Origin of the sequence: Nocardioides panzhihuensis, assembly GCF_013408335.1 — a bacterium.
In the GTDB taxonomy this organism is placed as follows: domain Bacteria; phylum Actinomycetota; class Actinomycetes; order Propionibacteriales; family Nocardioidaceae; genus Nocardioides; species Nocardioides panzhihuensis.
The window spans coordinates 266,014-282,339 of sequence record NZ_JACBZR010000001.1; the positions used below are offsets into that span (position 1 = coordinate 266,014).

At 69.1% G+C, this 16,326-nt stretch carries 13 protein-coding genes; 10 read left to right on the forward strand and 3 right to left on the reverse strand.

All coding sequences use genetic code 11. The features are described from left to right. Positions 1 to 56 precede the first annotated feature (56 nt). The 3 genes from BJ988_RS01195 (at position 57) to ettA (ending at position 4,119) form a co-directional block, all read left to right on the forward strand. Entirely contained in the window at positions 57 to 1,679 is a 1,623-nt protein-coding gene (locus tag BJ988_RS01195; protein WP_425490911.1) for a GTP-binding protein, read from the forward strand. A 148-nt stretch (positions 1,680 to 1,827) separates the two neighbouring features. After that, positions 1,828 to 2,355 (forward strand): single-stranded DNA-binding protein, encoded by a 528-nt coding sequence (locus BJ988_RS01200; protein WP_179656302.1) that lies wholly within the window; start codon positions 1,828 to 1,830, stop codon positions 2,353 to 2,355. A gap of 81 nt (positions 2,356 to 2,436) precedes the next feature. Next, positions 2,437 to 4,119 (forward strand): energy-dependent translational throttle protein EttA, encoded by a 1,683-nt coding sequence (gene ettA / locus BJ988_RS01205; RefSeq protein WP_179656303.1) that lies wholly within the window; start codon positions 2,437 to 2,439, stop codon positions 4,117 to 4,119. 79 nt (positions 4,120 to 4,198) lie between these two features. On the opposite strand, the gene BJ988_RS01210 is transcribed toward ettA, so the two are convergent. Continuing rightward, entirely contained in the window at positions 4,199 to 5,500 is a 1,302-nt protein-coding gene (locus BJ988_RS01210; RefSeq protein WP_343051383.1) for an MFS transporter, read from the reverse strand. A 239-nt stretch (positions 5,501 to 5,739) separates the two neighbouring features. Between BJ988_RS01210 and BJ988_RS01215 the strand changes: the two genes are divergently transcribed. Beyond that, entirely contained in the window at positions 5,740 to 6,198 is a 459-nt protein-coding gene (locus BJ988_RS01215; RefSeq protein ID WP_425490780.1) for a MarR family winged helix-turn-helix transcriptional regulator, read from the forward strand. Positions 6,199 to 6,252: 54 nt separating this feature from the next. Here the strand turns inward: BJ988_RS01215 and BJ988_RS01220 are convergent, their stop codons facing one another. Continuing rightward, positions 6,253 to 7,467, reverse strand: a complete 1,215-nt coding sequence (locus BJ988_RS01220) for an acetyl-CoA C-acetyltransferase (RefSeq protein WP_179656306.1) — start codon at positions 7,465 to 7,467, stop codon at positions 6,253 to 6,255. A gap of 136 nt (positions 7,468 to 7,603) precedes the next feature. Between BJ988_RS01220 and BJ988_RS01225 the strand changes: the two genes are divergently transcribed. Then, positions 7,604 to 8,434, forward strand: coding sequence for an acyl-CoA thioesterase (locus BJ988_RS01225; protein WP_179656307.1), 831 nt, complete (start codon positions 7,604 to 7,606; stop codon positions 8,432 to 8,434). Between the two features lie 6 nt (positions 8,435 to 8,440). Here BJ988_RS01225 and BJ988_RS01230 read toward each other — a convergent pair whose 3' ends face one another. Beyond that, positions 8,441 to 8,989: a hypothetical protein gene (locus BJ988_RS01230; RefSeq protein WP_179656308.1), complete on the reverse strand. Its 549-nt coding sequence runs from the start codon at positions 8,987 to 8,989 to the stop codon at positions 8,441 to 8,443. 243 nt (positions 8,990 to 9,232) lie between these two features. Between BJ988_RS01230 and BJ988_RS01235 the strand changes: the two genes are divergently transcribed. Genes BJ988_RS01235 through BJ988_RS01255 form a run of 5 tightly spaced genes read left to right on the forward strand, consistent with a single transcriptional unit; the run spans position 9,233 to position 16,289 of the window. Next, positions 9,233 to 9,400, forward strand: coding sequence for a hypothetical protein (locus BJ988_RS01235; RefSeq protein ID WP_179656309.1), 168 nt, complete (start codon positions 9,233 to 9,235; stop codon positions 9,398 to 9,400). Beyond that, positions 9,397 to 11,061 carry a potassium-transporting ATPase subunit KdpA gene (gene kdpA / locus BJ988_RS01240; protein WP_179656310.1) on the forward strand — a complete coding sequence of 555 codons (1,665 nt, stop codon included), beginning with the start codon at positions 9,397 to 9,399 and terminating at the stop codon, positions 11,059 to 11,061. The genes BJ988_RS01235 and kdpA overlap by 4 nt, the downstream gene beginning before the upstream one ends. Continuing rightward, the gene (gene kdpB, locus BJ988_RS01245; protein WP_179656311.1) at positions 11,058 to 13,130 is read left to right on the forward strand and encodes a potassium-transporting ATPase subunit KdpB; all 2,073 of its coding nucleotides are present in this window, start codon (positions 11,058 to 11,060) and stop codon (positions 13,128 to 13,130) included. Before kdpA ends, kdpB begins: the two co-directional genes overlap by 4 nt. Positions 13,131 to 13,132: 2 nt before the next feature. Continuing rightward, positions 13,133 to 13,744, forward strand: coding sequence for a potassium-transporting ATPase subunit KdpC (gene kdpC / locus BJ988_RS01250; protein WP_179656312.1), 612 nt, complete (start codon positions 13,133 to 13,135; stop codon positions 13,742 to 13,744). Between the two features lie 4 nt (positions 13,745 to 13,748). Further along, entirely contained in the window at positions 13,749 to 16,289 is a 2,541-nt protein-coding gene (locus tag BJ988_RS01255) for a DUF4118 domain-containing protein (RefSeq protein WP_343051384.1), read from the forward strand. Positions 16,290 to 16,326 lie beyond the last annotated feature (37 nt).

Sequence of the window (16,326 nt, forward strand, 5' to 3'; positions counted from 1 at the left end):
ACTTGTCAGCGATTGAAGGGGGATCATTGAGCGGCTTGCTCGAAGGTGCAAAGAACCTGGTCAGCCGGGGTGGAGATCTCGGCGATCGACTGGAAGGACTGAACTCTGCGACCACCGCTGCGACGGGACGCCTCGACGATGGGATCGTCGAGGACGCGCGCACCGTGGTCAACAAGGCTCAGGGACGGCTCAAGCTGTCCGCCGACCACACGGTCGTCGGAGTCGCCGGAGCGACCGGGTCGGGCAAGTCCTCCACGTTCAACGCCCTGACCGGGCTGGAGCTCTCCGCCGTCGGAGTCCGTCGGCCCACCACGTCGTGGGCGACTGCTTGCGTGTGGGGTTCCGAGGGCGCTCAGGAGCTGCTCCAGTGGCTGGGTATCCCCGAGCGCCACCAGACGACCCGCGACTCGATGCTCGACACCCGTCGTGAGGGACACGAGCTCGACGGCGTGGTGCTGCTGGACCTTCCTGACCACGACTCCACCGAGGTCTCCCACCATCTCGAGGTCGACCGGCTGGTCGAGCTCGCCGACATGCTGGTGTGGGTGCTCGACCCGCAGAAGTACGCCGACGCGGCGATCCATGACCGCTACCTGCAGCCGCTCCGCACCCATTCCGAGATCATGGTCGTGGTGCTCAACCACATCGACCGCGTCCCGGAGGACCGCCGTGAGGCGATGCTGGGTGACGTACGCCGCCTGCTCGATCAGGACGGCCTGCGCAACGTCCCGGTGATCCCGGTCTCGGCCAAGCTCGGCTGGGGGATCCCGCAGCTCAAGACGGAGATCGCTCAGCGGGCCGCGGCCAAGCGAGCCAACAAGTCGCGGCTCTCGGCCGACATCAAGACCGCTGCGGTCAAGCTCGCCAAGGCGTCCGGTGACGCCAAGCCGCGCTCGCTCGCCAAGCCGCGGGTGGAGGCGCTCGAGGACGCCATCGCCGAGGCTGCCGGGGTGCCGACGGTGGTGGACGCGGTCGAGCGGTCCGTACGCACCCGGGCCCGCGCGGCCACGGGCTGGCCGCTGGTCTCCTGGGTCTCTCGGCTGAAGCCGGATCCGTTGAGACGGCTCCATCTGGCGCTCGGCGAGGAGGCGACCCAGCTGGCCGGGCGCGCTCGGACCTCGCTGCCGCAGACCACCGCCGTCGAGCGAGCGCGAGTCGACACCGAGGTGCGTCAGCTGGCCGACGAGGCCGGCGCCGGCCTCGCCTCGCCGTGGCGCGACGCGATCCGGCGGGCATCGGTCTCGCGGATGGACGACCTCGCCGACCGTCTCGACGCCTCCGTCGGAGACGTCGACCTGAACGCCGAGCGGCTGCCGATGTGGACCGGGCTGGTCAAGATGCTCCAGTGGCTCCTGATCATCGTCGCTGGCATCGGGCTGGTGTGGTCGCTGGCGCTGCTTCTCTCCGGGGCCGCGCAGGTCGGCGAGGTGACGCCATCTGTTGCCGGGGTCGAGCTGCCGTATGTCCTGTTCATCGGGGGTGTCGGGCTCGGCCTGGTGCTGTGGTTCGTGTGTCATCTGATGGTGATCGGCACCGCTCGGCGGCGGGCGCGTGCGGCCGATGCGCGCCTGCGTACGGCGGTCGCCGACGTCTCGCGTGAGCTCGTCGTCGATCCGATCGAGACCGAGCTCGCGGCCTACAGCGCTCTCCGGCACGGGGTGGCCAAGGCGTTGCGCTGACGCACGCCGGGCCGATCACTGTCCACAGGGACGGTTCGATCCGGGGTTGTCCACAGGCGGACGTACGCCGTCCGAAACTGTCGGCGGTCGAGCGCAGGGTTGTCTCCGAGGCCCGCACCAGGCGGGCGCGAACACTGAGGAGACAACGATGAACGAAGCGACCATCACCCTGCGTGGCCACGTCGGCGCCGATCCTGTCGTGCGGAGCGTCGGTGACGTCTCGGTGGCGAACTTCCGGATGGCGTGCACCCCGCGGAAGCTCAACCGGTCGACGGGGGAGTGGAGCGACGGCGTGACGCAGTGGTTCTCGGTGAGTGCCTGGCGTCACCTGGGAGAGAACGTCGGGCGCTCGCTGCGCAAGGGCGACCCCGTGGTCGTCCAAGGCCGGCTGACGGCCCGGAGCTACGTCAACAAGGACGGGCTCGAGGTCAACACCTTCGAGGTCGAGGCGAACGTGGTCGGCCACGACCTCAACCGCGGGATGAGCAGCCTGTCGCGCAACCCGCGTTCGCTGGCGGCGGCGGCTGCGCCGGCGCCGGAACCCCGCGACGAGGATGCCCCGCGTGACCCCCTCTCGGACTGGCGCGCCCCGGGCGCGGACCCGTGGGACCAGAAGCCGACGACGCCCGAGGATGTCGAGGCACCCGCCGAGACGGAGACCACCGTGGCGGCGTGAGGTGAGTCGGGTGAGCGCCGGACCCTGAGGCGGGGTGCGCCGGTTGTACCGGTGCACCTCAACCTCATTAGGGTGGGCCCCATGGCCGACTACATCCTCTCCCTGCGCAATGTGCGCAAGGCCCACGGCGACAAGGTCGTTCTCGACAACGTCACCCAATCATTCCTGCACGGTGCCAAGATCGGCGTCGTCGGCCCGAACGGTATGGGTAAGTCCTCGCTGCTCAAGCTGATGGCCGGGCTCGACCACCCCAACAACGGCGACATCGTCCGCGACCAGGACGCGACGGTCGGGATGCTCCAGCAGGAGCCCCCGCTGACCGAGGGCAAGACCGTCCTCGAGAACGTCGAGGAGGCCGTCGGCGAGATCAAGACGAAGATGAAGCGCCTCGAGGACGCCTACATGGAGATGGGCGACCCCGACGCCGACCAGGACGCCCTGATGGCCGAGACCGGTGAGCTCCAGACCTACCTGGACGACATCAACGCCTGGGACATCGACTCCAAGCTGGAGCAGGCGATGGACGCGCTGCGCTGCCCTCCGGGTGACGCGATCGTCGACAACCTCTCCGGTGGTGAGCGGCGCCGGGTCGCGCTGTGCAAGCTGCTCCTGCAGGAGCCCGACCTGCTGCTGCTCGACGAGCCCACCAACCACCTCGACGCCGAGTCGGTGCAGTGGCTGGAGGGTCACCTCAAGTCCTACAAGGGCGCTGTGCTGGCCGTCACCCACGACCGGTACTTCCTCGACAACGTCGCCGAGTGGATCGCCGAGGTCGACCGCGGCGCGGTCCACGGCTACGAGGGCAACTACTCCACCTACCTGGAGACGAAGAAGGACCGCCTCAAGGTCGAGGGCCTCAAGGACGCCAGGCGCGCCCGGATGCTCGAGAAGGAGCTGGAGTGGGTCCGCTCCAACGCCAAGGCCCGCCAGACCAAGTCGAAGTCGCGTCTGGCTCGCTACGAGGAGCTCGCCGCCGAGGCTGACAAGGCTCGCAAGATCGACACCGCCGACATCAACATCCCGCCTGGCCCGCGCCTGGGCGACGTGGTGATGGAGGCCAAGGGCCTGGTCAAGGGCTTCGAGGGCCGCACCCTGTGGGACGACATCTCCTTCTCGCTCCCGCGCGCCGGCATCGTCGGCATCGTCGGCCCCAACGGTGTCGGCAAGACCACCCTGTTCCGGATGATCACCGGCTCCGAGCAGCCCGACGCGGGTGAGCTCAAGGTCGGCCAGACGGTGAAGATCTCCTATGTCGACCAGAGCCGCGGTGGCATCGACCCCAACAAGAACGTCTGGGAGGTCGTCTCCGACGGTCTGGACTTCATCAAGGTCGCCAACTTCGAGATGAACTCGCGGGCCTACGTCGCCTCCTTCGGCTTCAAGGGTCCCGACCAGCAGAAGAAGGCCGGCGTGCTCTCCGGTGGTGAGCGCAACCGCCTCAACCTCGCGCTGACCCTGAAGCAGGGCGGCAACATGCTGCTGCTCGACGAGCCGACCAACGACCTCGACGTCGAGACGCTCTCCGCCCTGGAGGACGCGCTGCTCGACTACCCGGGCTGTGCCGTGGTCACCTCCCACGACCGGTGGTTCCTCGACCGCATCGCCACCCACATCCTCGCCTGGGAGGGCACGGAGGAGAAGGAGGGCGAGTGGTTCTGGTTCGAGGGCAACTTCGAGTCCTACGAGGCCAACAAGATCGAGCGTCTCGGCCAGGATGCCGCCCGCCCCCACCGCGTCACCCACCGTCGCCTCACCCGCGACTGACCCGTCCCGCGCCGAGCCGGCGCGTTCTGACCAGAGATCCCGCCGAGTCGGCTCGTCATGACGAGCCGACTCGGCGGGATCAGGCGTTGGCCTGAGCCGACTCGGGGATCAGCGGGGGACGCAACCCGTTCACGGCTGGGGTGATCCGGCGCTCGAGCCGCATCGAGGCCGCGACGATGCCGACGCAGCCGACCACCATCAGCGCGATGAACACCGTCGACTGGCCGTGCTCGAGCAGGAAACCGGCTAGGACCGGGCCGATGATCGCCCCGGTCTGGAACGAGGCCGAGTTGATCGCGTTGTAGCGCCCGCGCAGATGGTCGGGAGCCATGTCGTTGGTCAGAGCGGGGAAGACCGACTGCATCAGCGTCTCGCCGAGGGCGAAGAAGAGCCCCTGGAAGGCGATCACGCCGACGATGGCCGCCACGGAGCCCGGCACCAGGCCGGTCGACCCGAACACCACCCAGGCCACGCCCCAGATGCCCGCGGTGGCGACGAGGACCCGGGTGCGCCGTCGGCCGCTGACCCGATTCATCACCCAGAACTGGGCGAGCACGATGACCGCACAGTTGACCACGAACGCGAACCCGACGACCCGGGTCGAGACCTCGGCGATCTGACGCGAGTAGGCCGGGAACCCGCTCTCGATCTGACCGTAGCCGAGTGTCGAGAGCAGGATGCCGATCGCCACCAGCCACATGACCTCAGGGCGACGCAGGATCTTGGCGTACGAGGAGGTCGCATCAGGCGCGTCGACAGCGGGGCGCGCGGCGCGGCCGTGCACGTGACGCAGCGGGCCGAGCAGGACGAGCGCCGGGAGCACGAAGGTGGCGGCGTTGCCGAGGAAGGCGTAGGTGAACGTCTCGGGCCGGGACACGTCGATGAAGAGTCCGCCGATGACGCCGCCGACGCCGATGCCGAGGTTGATCAGGGCGAAGTTCACCCCGTAGTAGCGCTGTCTGAGCTCGCCCTCGACCACCGTGGCGACCAAGGCGTTGGCGGCCGGCCAGGAGACCCCGGCCTGGACACCGAGAAGACCGAGGGCCGCGGCGGCGAGGATCGGGGTGTCGGCGAAGGCGAGCACGATGTCGCCTGCGATCGCGCAGACCAGGCCGCCGAGGATCACCGGGCGGGCACCGTACTTGTCGATCAGGGTGCCTGCCGGCCCGGTGACCACGAGGCCGACGATGGCGATCAGACCCATCAGGCTTCCGGCGAGGCCGAGGTCGAAGCCGCGTACCTCATGGAGGTAGATGATCGTGAACGGCAGCGTCATGCCGCGGCCGAGGAGCTGGATCGCGACCGTCGCCAGGAGCCAGCGGCCCTCGCGTGGAAGTGCGGCTATGAAATCGCGGAGGCCGAGAGCGGGGGGATTGGACACTGCCCAATCTTCGCCTTTACCTGCACCGGTGGCGAATGGTTTCTCACTGCGCCGACATCGCCGGCCGGGCTCTAGGTCCCGGTAAGCTTCTGCCCTTGGTCCCAACCCATCCGGGTCTGGCGTCCCGGGTCCCGATCGAACTTTCGGTGACCATTTCGTGCCGTTTTTGGGGTGCCAGTGCATGGTTTGGCCCCGAGACCGGGCTAACGTAATGCCCCGTGGGTGATGAAACTCGGTGGTTGGACGAAGAGCAGCAGCGCTCCTGGCGTGCGCTCATGATGGGGATGACCCTGCTCGACGACCGCCTGGACGCCGATCTGCGCGCCGGCTTCGACATCTCGCTGTCCGAGTACGAGATCCTCGTACGACTCTCCGAGAACGACGGCGCCATGCGGATGGCCCAGCTCGCCGACTCGCTGGCACACTCGCGCTCCCGGATCACCCACACGATCACCCGGATGGAACGGTCCGGGCTCGTCGAACGCCGCAACTCGACCGACGACGGCCGCGGTGTCGTCGCCGCCCTCAGTGACCGCGGCTTCGAGGTGTTGCGGGAGGCGGCCCCGGTCCACGTCAGCGGCGTACGCGAGTACCTCGTCGATCTGGTCAGCGACGAGGACTTCGCGGCCCTGGGGCGTGTGATGAACGCCGTCTCGGACTACCTCATCTGCGACCGCCCCGGCATCGAGATGCGCTGAAACGCCGACTCGGCGCGCCTGCCTGGGGCAGACGCGCCGAGTCGAGGGGGTGTGTCAGATGCGCTCGAGGATCATCGCCATGCCCTGGCCGCCGCCGACGCACATGGTGATCAGACCCGTGGTCTTGTCGTGCCAGTCGAGGCTGTTGAGCATGGTGTTCTGCAGGCGAGCGCCGGTCATCCCGAAGGGGTGACCGACGGCGATGGCGCCGCCGTTGATGTTGAGGCGGTCGATGTCGATGCCGAGGTCCTGGTAGGACGGGATCACCTGGGCCGCGAAGGCCTCGTTGATCTCGACCAGGTCGATGTCGCCGATCGACATGCCGGCGTACTTGAGCGCGTTCTTGGTCGCCTCGACCGGGCCGAGGCCCATGATCTCGGGGGAGAGGCCGGAGACGCCGGTGGACACGATCCGGGCCAGCGGGGTGACGCCGAGCTCGGCGGCCTTGGCGTCGGACATGACCACGACCGCGGCGGCGCCGTCGTTGAGGGCGCAGCAGTTGCCGGCGGTGACGGTGCCGTCCTCGCGGAAGACCGGCTTGAGGCCGGAGATGGCCTCCAGCGTCACGCCCGCGCGCGGGCCGTCATCGGCCGAGACGACGGTGCCGTCAGGCGTGGTCACCGGGGTGATCTCGCGGGCCCAGAAGCCGTCGGCGATGGCCTTCTCGGCGAGGTTCTGGGAGCGTACGCCGAACTCGTCCATCTCCTGGCGCGAGATGCCGCGCGAGGTGGCGAGGTTCTCCGCGGTGTGACCCATCGCGATGTAGACGTCGGGCAGCAGCCCGTCCTCGCGCGGGTCATGCCACTTCTCGTTGGACGCGGCGGTCGCGGTGGTCCGCGACTGGGCGTCGTCGAAAAGGTGGTTGACGGTGTCGGGCAGGTGGTCGGAGGTGCCCTTGACGAAGCGGGAGACGGTCTCGACACCGGCCGAGACGATGATGTCGGCCTCGCCGGCCTTGATCGCGTGCAGCGCCATCCGCGAGGTCTGCACGGAGGAGGAGCAGTAGCGGGTGATGGTCGCGCCGGGCACCTTGTCCCAGCCGTTGAGCACGGAGACCACGCGGCCCATGTTGTTGCCGGACTCGCCACCAGGCAGGCCGCACCCGAGCAGCAGGTCGTCGATGTCGTTGGGGTCGAGACCCTCGACCTTCCCGACGGCTTCCTTGGTGATGAGTGCGGCGAGATCGTCGGGACGGAAGTCCTTCAGAGATCCCTTGTTGGCTCGCCCGATCGGAGTGCGGGCGGCGGCGACGATGACTGCCTCAGGCATGAAGACTCCCGGTTACTGAAGAGTAGGTAGGACTGTGGTCGACACCATACTCGCCCGGACTGTGCTGGGTGACCAGGCCCAGTGCCCAAGATCGTCTGGAAGGATCGACCACGTGCGCCACCTCTATGAATGCCCCATGCGTTGGGCCGACCTCGACATGCTCGGCCACGTCAACAACGTCGTCTACGTCGACTACCTTCAAGAGGCGCGCGTGGACATGCTGCGCACGCATGCTCGGAGCCCGCAGACCCAGGGCCTGGCCGAGGGTGTCGTGGTCGTCAGCCACCAGGTCACCTACGTCGAGCCGCTGCTCTTCGACTTCAAGCCGGTCTACGTCGAGTCGTGGGTGACCGAGATCCGCGCGGCGAGCTTCACCATGGCCTACGAGATCTTCCGGGACCAGCCCGACGGCACCCGCAAAGTCTTCCTGCGAGCGAGCACGGTCCTGGCTCCGTACGTCTTCACCACCGAGTCGCCGCGCCGGCTCAAGCCGGAGGAGAAGGCCAACCTGGAGCCCTACCTCGAGAAGACGCCGCCGAAGCCGCTCGCGCTGGGCGAGCCGAAGCGGCTGGAGGAGGGACACTTCCCGCTCTTCGTCCGCTTCTCCGACGTCGACGCCTATGGGCACGTGAACAACGTGAAGTACTTCGAGTACTTCCAGGAGTCGCGGCTGGCGCTGATGAAGCGGCTCAGGTCGCACAAAGAGCTCAAGGACTGGCCCTCCGTCGTGGTCGCCCAGACCGACGTCAGCTACCACGCCCCGGTCCTCGCCCGCTCGGAGCCGTACGACGTGTGGAGCTACGTCTCCCGGTTGGGCACCAAGTCGATGACGATCGAGTCCGAGATCGCCGACGGGGACGTCCGCCTCGCCCGCGGGCAGGTCACGCTCGTCTTCTACGACCTGGAGTCGGGGAAGTCCGTCGAGCCCAGCCCGGAGGTGCGTGCGGCCGTCGAGAGCGTGCTGTAGCGGACCTCAGTCGCGCCAGCCGCTCCAGTCGTGATCGTCACAGTCATGCTGGCGGTCGCGGCGGTGGTCACGTCGGCAGTCGTCGCCGTCGTCGGAGCGAGCATCCGTGCCGTTCCACGCGTCCCACTCCCAGCCGTCACGGGTGAACGTGAAGTCCTCGGGAAACGCCGGGACCTGGCCAGAGACGTCGGGCTTCTGCGCCGGACGCGCCTTCCGCGCGGCCAGCGTCTTGCCGTCGGCCGGGGTCCGGGCACGCCGTGAATCAGGCGCGGCGTCGGGCGGCGCGAGCAGGTCACGAGAGATGAGCTGCGTTGCGCGCGAGGCGTCGGGAGGAGGCGGCAGTGTGCCCACCGAGGTGTCCTTGGCGGCGTCGACGGGCTCGGCGGGACCGGCCGGCCCGTCGCCGAGCCGGCTCGGCGGCCCGGCCGCCTGCTTCGACTGCTGGCCCGCGGGGTTCGATCCCATCGAACCCGGGTTCCCGATGAGCAGTGCCACCGCGATGACGGCGACGAGGGCAAGCCCGACTCCGGCGATGGCCCCCTGAATTGCCCGCATGCGTCCTCCGAGAGCGCTCTGGTCCACATAATGTTCTGCTTGAGGCCAGTAGCCTCCCAGTGCTTTCGTCGGTTGTCGAGTAACGGGACCTTTGTCAGTGTTTCCTGGCCCGGCCCGAGCTGCCCAGAGCCGGCGACCGCCACGATGGTCAACACGTCAGGGTCGCGTCAAGGCCGTCCCTGCGGGCGTCAAGGATCCGTCAACGGCGGCCGCACCGGCTCGTTGCGGGTCTGGAATGGGGGCGTGTCAGACCTCATCTACATCCTTCTCACGCTCGTGTGCTTCGCCGGGCTGGCCCTGCTGGTCGGGCTGATCAACCGTCGGCTGGGTTCTCCGGCCACCGAACCTGGCTCCGTTCAGGTCGCCGATCAGGAAACCGTCCCGAGCGCCGACGCAGGCTGCACCCGATGAACGCCACGCTCGCCGCGGTGCTGCAGATCGTCACCCTGGTCGCGGCGCTGACGCTCACTGTGCCGCTTCTGGGCCGTTACCTCGCCCACGTCTACACCAGCCCCCTGCACCTACGCGCCGAGACGGTGGCCTACAAGGCCCTCAAGTTGGACGCCGACGCCGACCAGCACTGGCGCTCCTACGCGATGTCCGTGCTCGGCTTCTCGTTGGCAGGGATCCTCTTCCTCTTCGGTTTCGGTCGGCTGCAGAACCTGCTGCCGCTCGACGGCGGATTCGACCCGCTGCCCAGCGACGGGGCGTGGAACACCGCGGTCTCGTTCGTGACCAACACCAACTGGCAGTGGTACTCCGGCGAGGCCGCCGCCGGCCACCTGATCCAGATGGCCGGGCTCGCGGTGCAGAACTTCGTCTCCGCCGCGGTCGGTCTCTCGGTCGCCGCGGCTTTCGCCCGCGGGCTGGCCCGGTCACGCAACCAGGGAAGGATCGGCAACTTCTGGGTCGACCTGGTGCGTACGACCCTCCGGGTTCTCCTGCCGATGGCCTTCGTGGTCGCGATCGTGCTGGTCGCGGCCGGGGTGGTGCAGAACCTGCACCCACTGCACGAGATGAGCACGCTGACCGGTGGAGCGCAGCCGTTGACCGGTGGTCCGGTCGCCAGTCAGGAGGCGATCAAGGAGCTCGGCACCAACGGCGGCGGGTTCTACAACGCCAACTCGGCCCACCCGTTCGAGAACCCCAACCCGTTCACCAACCTCCTCGAGATCTGGGCGATCCTCGTGCTGCCCTTCTCGATGGCCTGGGCGTTCGGTCGCATCGTGGAGGACAGGCGCCAAGGTGGCGCGGTCCTCGCGACGATGGCTTCGCTGCTCACCGTCGGCATCACCCTGCTGACCTGGGCGGAGATGGCCGGTCCCGGCACCGCTCCGCAGCTCGCCGGAGCGGCGATGGAAGGCAAGGAGACCCGTTTCGGTGAGGCCGCCACGGCGCTCTTCGCCGCGGCCACCACCGGCACCTCGACAGGCGCTGTCAACGGCATGCACGAGAGCCTGACCGCTCCAGGTGGCGGCGTCGCGCTGTTCGGGATGATGCTCGGCGAAATCGCTCCTGGCGGCGTCGGCTCCGGGCTCTACGGCATGCTCATGCTCGCCGTGGTCACGGTCTTCCTGTGCGGCCTGATGGTGGGACGTACGCCTGAATACCTCGGCAAGAAGATCAGCCGCGACGAGATCGTCCTGGTCGCGATCTACATCCTGGCCACACCGATCCTGGTGCTCGTCGGCGCCGCGATCGCGCTCACCGCGCCGGCAGGGCTGGCCGGCCTCTCGACCGACGGACCGCACGGCCTCTCCGAGGCGCTCTACGCCGTCACCAGTGCTTCCAACAACAACGGCTCCGCCTTCGCCGGGATCGGCTCGGGCACCCCGTTCTGGAACACGCTGCTCGGGCTGCTGATGCTGCTCGGCCGATTCGTCCCGATGATCCTGGTGCTCGCCCTGGCAGGCCGGTTCGCGGCCGCCAACCGGCTGCCGGCCAACGCCGGCACCCTGCCCACCCACCGCCCGCTCTTCGTCGGCCTGCTGACCGGCGTCGCGCTGGTCGTGGTCGGCCTGACCTTCGTCCCGGCTCTCATGCTGGGCCCGATCGTGGAGTCCCTGTCATGACCCAGACCCCCGTACGTACCCCCGAAGACCACGCCGAGCACCACAGCCATGTCGAGGCTGCGGCCTCGGTGCTCACGGCCAAGCAGGTCGCCGAGGCGGTGCCCGTAGCGCTGCGCAAGCTCGACCCCCGCCAGCTGGTGGCCACCCCGGTCATGCTGGTGGTGGAGATCGGTGCGGCTGCCACGACCGTCATGTCGGTCCTAGACCCATCGGCGATGGGCTGGCTGGTCACCTTATGGCTGTGGCTCACCGTGGTCTTCGGTGCCCTGGCCGAGTCGGTAGCCGAGGGGCGCGGCAAGGCTCAGGCGGCCAGCCTGCGTGCCCTCCAGACCGAGACCACGGCCCGCCGTCTGCGTGGGGGAGCCGATGGTGCCGAGGAGCTCGTCGTCTCCACCGATCTGCGCGTCGGCGACGTCGTCGTGGTCGAGGCGGGCGAGCGGATCCCCGGTGACGGCGACGTCGTCGACGGTGTCGCCAGCGTCGACGAGTCGGCCGTGACCGGCGAGTCGGCTCCGGTGATCCGCGAGTCCGGCGGCGACCGCAGCGCGGTGACCGGCGGCACCCTGGTCCTCTCGGACCGGATCGTCGTCCGGATCACCTCCGACCCGGGCCACTCCTTCGTGGACCGGATGATCGCCCTGGTCGAGGGCTCGGAGCGGCAGCGTACCCCCAACGAGATCGCGCTCAACGTGCTCCTGAGCAGCCTGACCGTCATCTTCGTGGCAGTCTGCGGGAGCCTCTACTACCTGGCCGACTACTCGGGAGCGCACCAGTCGTGGCTGGTCCTCACCGCACTGCTGGTCTGCCTGATCCCGACCACCATCGGCGCTCTGCTGAGCGCGATCGGCATCGCCGGCATGGACCGGCTCGTACGCCGCAACGTGCTCGCGATGTCCGGCCGAGCGGTCGAGGCGGCCGGGGACGTGGACGTCCTCCTGCTCGACAAGACCGGCACGATCACGTACGGAAACCGGCAGGCGTACGAGATCGTCCCGGTCGTCGGGGTGACGGTGACCGGCGCGGAGAACGCGGCGGTCCTGGCCAGCCTCTCCGACCAGACGCCGGAGGGGCGGAGCATCCTCACGCTCGTGGGTCGCTCCATGGACGGACCGGCCGAGGCCACGATGGTGATGTTCTCCGCCACCACCCGGATGTCCGGACTGGACAGCCCTGGCCTGAACGTACGCAAGGGCGCCGCGTCCGCAGTGGCTGTCTGGGTCAAGGAGAACGGCGGCCAGGTGCCCGCGGAGACCGACGAGATCGTCGGGGAGATCGCCGAGAGCGGCGGCACGCCGCTCGTCATCGCCGAGCGCCGCGACGGCGACCCGGCGCGGGTGCTGGGCGTCGTACACCTCAAGGACGTCGTCAAGGACGGCATCCGCGAGCGCTTCGACGAGCTCCGCGCGATGGGCATCAAGACGGTGATGATCACCGGCGACAACGCGGCCACCGCCGCGGCCATCGCCAAGGAGGCGGGCGTCGACGACTTCCTCGCCGAGGCCACCCCGGAGGACAAGCTGGCGCTGATCCGTAAGGAGCAGCGCGGCGGCCGGATGGTCGCGATGTGCGGGGACGGCACCAACGACGCGCCCGCGCTTGCACAGGCCGACGTCGGTGTCGCGATGAACACCGGGACGACCGCGGCCAAGGAGGCCGGCAACATGGTCGACCTCGACTCCGACCCGACCAAGCTGATCGACGTGGTCGAGATCGGCAAGCAGCTGCTGATCACCCGGGGCGCGCTGACCACCTTCTCGGTGGCCAACGACGTCGCCAAGTACTTCGCCATCCTGCCGGCGATGTTCGTCGGGGCCTTCCCCGCACTGGACGTCCTCAACATCATGCGGCTGTCCTCGCCGGAGTCGGCCATCGTCTCCGCAGTGGTCTTCAACGCGCTGATCATCATCGCGCTGATCCCGCTGGCCCTGCGCGGAGTCAGCTACCGGCCGTCCTCGGCCTCGGCTCTGCTGCGCCGCAACCTGCTGCTCTACGGGGTCGGCGGTCTGATCGCGCCGTTCCTCGGGATCAAGCTGCTCGACCTCGTCGTCTCTCTCATCCCAGGACTGTGAACATGTCTGATCTCTTTGCATTGCTACGTCACTCCCTCGCCGGGCTCCGCGTGCTCATCGCCGCGACCCTGCTGTGCGGGATCGCCTACCCGCTCGTCGTCACCGGCGTCGCCCAGACCGCCTTCGGCTGGCGTGCCGACGGCTCCCTGGTCACCGAGGCCGGCGTGCGCACCCACGACCCTGCCGAGGCGGTCGGCTCGGCCCTGATCGGGCAGCGCAACGACGACGAGGGACTCTTCTACCCGCGTCCCAGCGCGGCCGGCGACGGGTGGGACACGCTGGCCACCGCCGGCTCCAACCTCGGCCCCGAGGACCCGGGCCTGGTCGACGCGATCAAGGAGCGCCGCCGCGACGTCGCCGCGCGTGAAGGCGTCTCGGTCGACCAGGTTCCCGCCGACGCCGTCACCGCCTCCGCATCCGGGATCGACCCGGACATCTCACCGGCTTACGCAGCCCTCCAGGTGTCCCGGGTGGCCCGCGACAACGGGCTCTCGGAGGACGCGGTGGCGGCGCTGGTGGCCGAGCACACCGACGACCGCACCTTCGGGTTCCTCGGTGAGCCGCGTGTCAATGTGCTCGAGCTCAACATCGCGGTGCGCGGAGAGGTTGAATAGGGACGTGCAGACCACGTCGACGGTCGGACGGCCCCAGCAGCGACCGCGGGGCCGTCTGACCGTCTATCTCGGAGCCGCGCCGGGCGTGGGCAAGACGTACGCCATGCTCGGTGAGGCGCAGCGTCGTCAGGCGCGGGGGACGGATGTGGTGGTCGGGTTCGTCGAGACCCACGACCGCAGCAACACCGCGCGCCAGATCGAGGGGCTCGAGGTGATCCCGCGCCGGGAGATCGACTATCGCGGCACGGCCTTCACCGAGCTCGACGTGGAGGCGGTGGTCGCCCGCGACCCGAAGGTGGTCTGTGTCGACGAGCTCGCGCACACCAACGTGCCCGGCAGCCGGCACACCAAGCGGGCCCAGGACATCGAGCAGCTCCGAGCGGCCGGGATCGACGTGATCACGACCGTCAACATCCAGCACCTGGAGTCGCTCAACGACGAGGTCGAGCGGATCACCGGCGTACGACAGCGGGAGACCGTCCCCGACGATCTCGTCCGCACCGCCGACATGATCCATCTGGTCGACATGGCGCCGCAGGCGCTGCGGCGGAGGATGGCCCATGGCAACGTCTACAAGCCGGAGAACATCGACGCTTCGCTGACCTCGTACTTCCGGGTCGGCAACCTCACCGCACTGCGGGAGCTGGCGCTGCTGTGGCTGGCGGACCGGGTCGACGACGCCCTCGGCGACTACCGGCGTGAGCACCAGATCTCGCATCCGTGGCCCACCAAGGAGCGCATCGTGGTGGCGGTCACCGGTGGGCCCGAGTCGGAGACCCTGCTGCGTCGTGGGGCTCGGCTCTGCCAGCGGGCCAAGGGCTCCGAGCTGGTCGCGGTCCACGTCGTCTCCGCTGACGGGCTGACGCGGTCGGCCGGTGACCTTCCGCGGAGCCAGAGCCTCACCCGGTCTCTGGGTGGCACCTTCCACACCGTCATCGGCGACGATCCCGCCACCGCGATCGTCGACTTCGCGGCCGGTGCCAACGCCACGATGATCATCGTCGGTGTCTCCCGGCACGGCCGGGTACGACGCTTGTTCACCGGCAGCACCGGAGACCGGATCGCGACCGCGGCGGGGAGCATCGATGTGCACCTGGTGACCCACGAGCATGCCGGAGCGGGCCTACGCCTGCGGCGGCCACGATCGGCGCTGGGCCGTTCGCGGCGGTTGGCGGGATGGGCCGCTGCGGTCGTGCTGCCGTTCGCGCTGTTCGGTGGCCTCTACCTGGTGCCGGCGGCCGAGCGTAACGCTCAGCTCCCGGTGGCCAGCCTGCTGATGACCGGCGCGATCGTGGCGGTGGCACTCATCGGAGGCAGGCGGGCCTCGGTGGTCGCCGCCCTGATCGGTGCCGGGGTGCTGAACTTCTTCTTCACCGAGCCCTACCACGACCTGACCGTCCAGAGCCCGCACAACATCCTCGCGCTGGGCGTCTTCCTGACGATCGCGCTGTCCGTGGCGGGGGTCGTGGACCAGGCGGCACGACGTTCGGAGGAGGCGGCACGGGCGCGCGCCGAGGCTTCGACGATCGGTGGCCTGTCGAGATCGGTGCTCACCGGCCAGGACACCGCCGAGGCGATCGTCCATCGGGTGCGCGAGAGCTTCGGACAGCAATCGGTGGCCCTGCTGCGAGCGAGCGCGTCGGGCTGGCACACGCTGGCCGAGGTCGGCCAGGACGCGGCGACGGAGCCTGGATCCGGCGACACCCAGGTCCGGGTCGACGACGACCACGTGATCGTGCTGCGCGGCGACCCGCTCCGAGCGGCGGACCAGCGTGTGCTGGAGGCGTTCGCCATCCAGACCTCGCTGGTGCTGGAGTATCGCCGGTTGCGCGACCAGGCGGACCGTGCGCTGGCGTTGGAGCGGGCCGAGAAGACCTCGACCTCGCTGCTTCGCGCGGTCTCTCACGACCTGCGTACGCCGCTGGCGACGATGCGCGCCTCCCTCGACGGCCTGCTGACGGGCCGACTGGCCGAGCAGGATCGTAAGGAGCTCGTCGAGTCGGCCGCCACCTCAGCCGACCAGCTGGAGGCGCTCATCGAAAACCTCCTCGACCTCTCCCGGGTCGAGGCCGGCCTGGTCCGCCCCGCGATGCGGGACGTCAGCCTGGAGGAGTCGCTGCCGCTGGCGGTCGCCGGCCTGCCTCCGGGATCGATCGTGTTCGACGTCGACGAGGGGACCCCTCTCGTACGCACCGACTCAGGGTTGCTGGAGCGGGTCGTCGCCAACCTGGTGAGCAACGCCGTCCGGGCCAGCGGCCAAGGGCCGCGCCCCGGCGAGCCGGTACGCGTCCTCGCGCACGAGACACCGGAGACTGTGGAGGTGATGGTCGTCGATCGCGGACCGGGTGTTCCCGAGGAGCAGCGGGAGCGGATGTTCGAGCCCTTCCAGCGCCTCGACGACACCTCGGCGGACGGGTTGGGGCTCGGCCTCGCCGCGGCCAAGGGACTGAGCGAGGCGCTCGGGATCAGGTTGTCCGCCGAGGACACCCCTGGTGGTGGCCTGACCATGGTCGTCTCGGTGCCGCGTGCCGAGGTGGGCCGATGAGCGAGCGTCAGCGAGCGAGCATCGGAACTCTCATCGG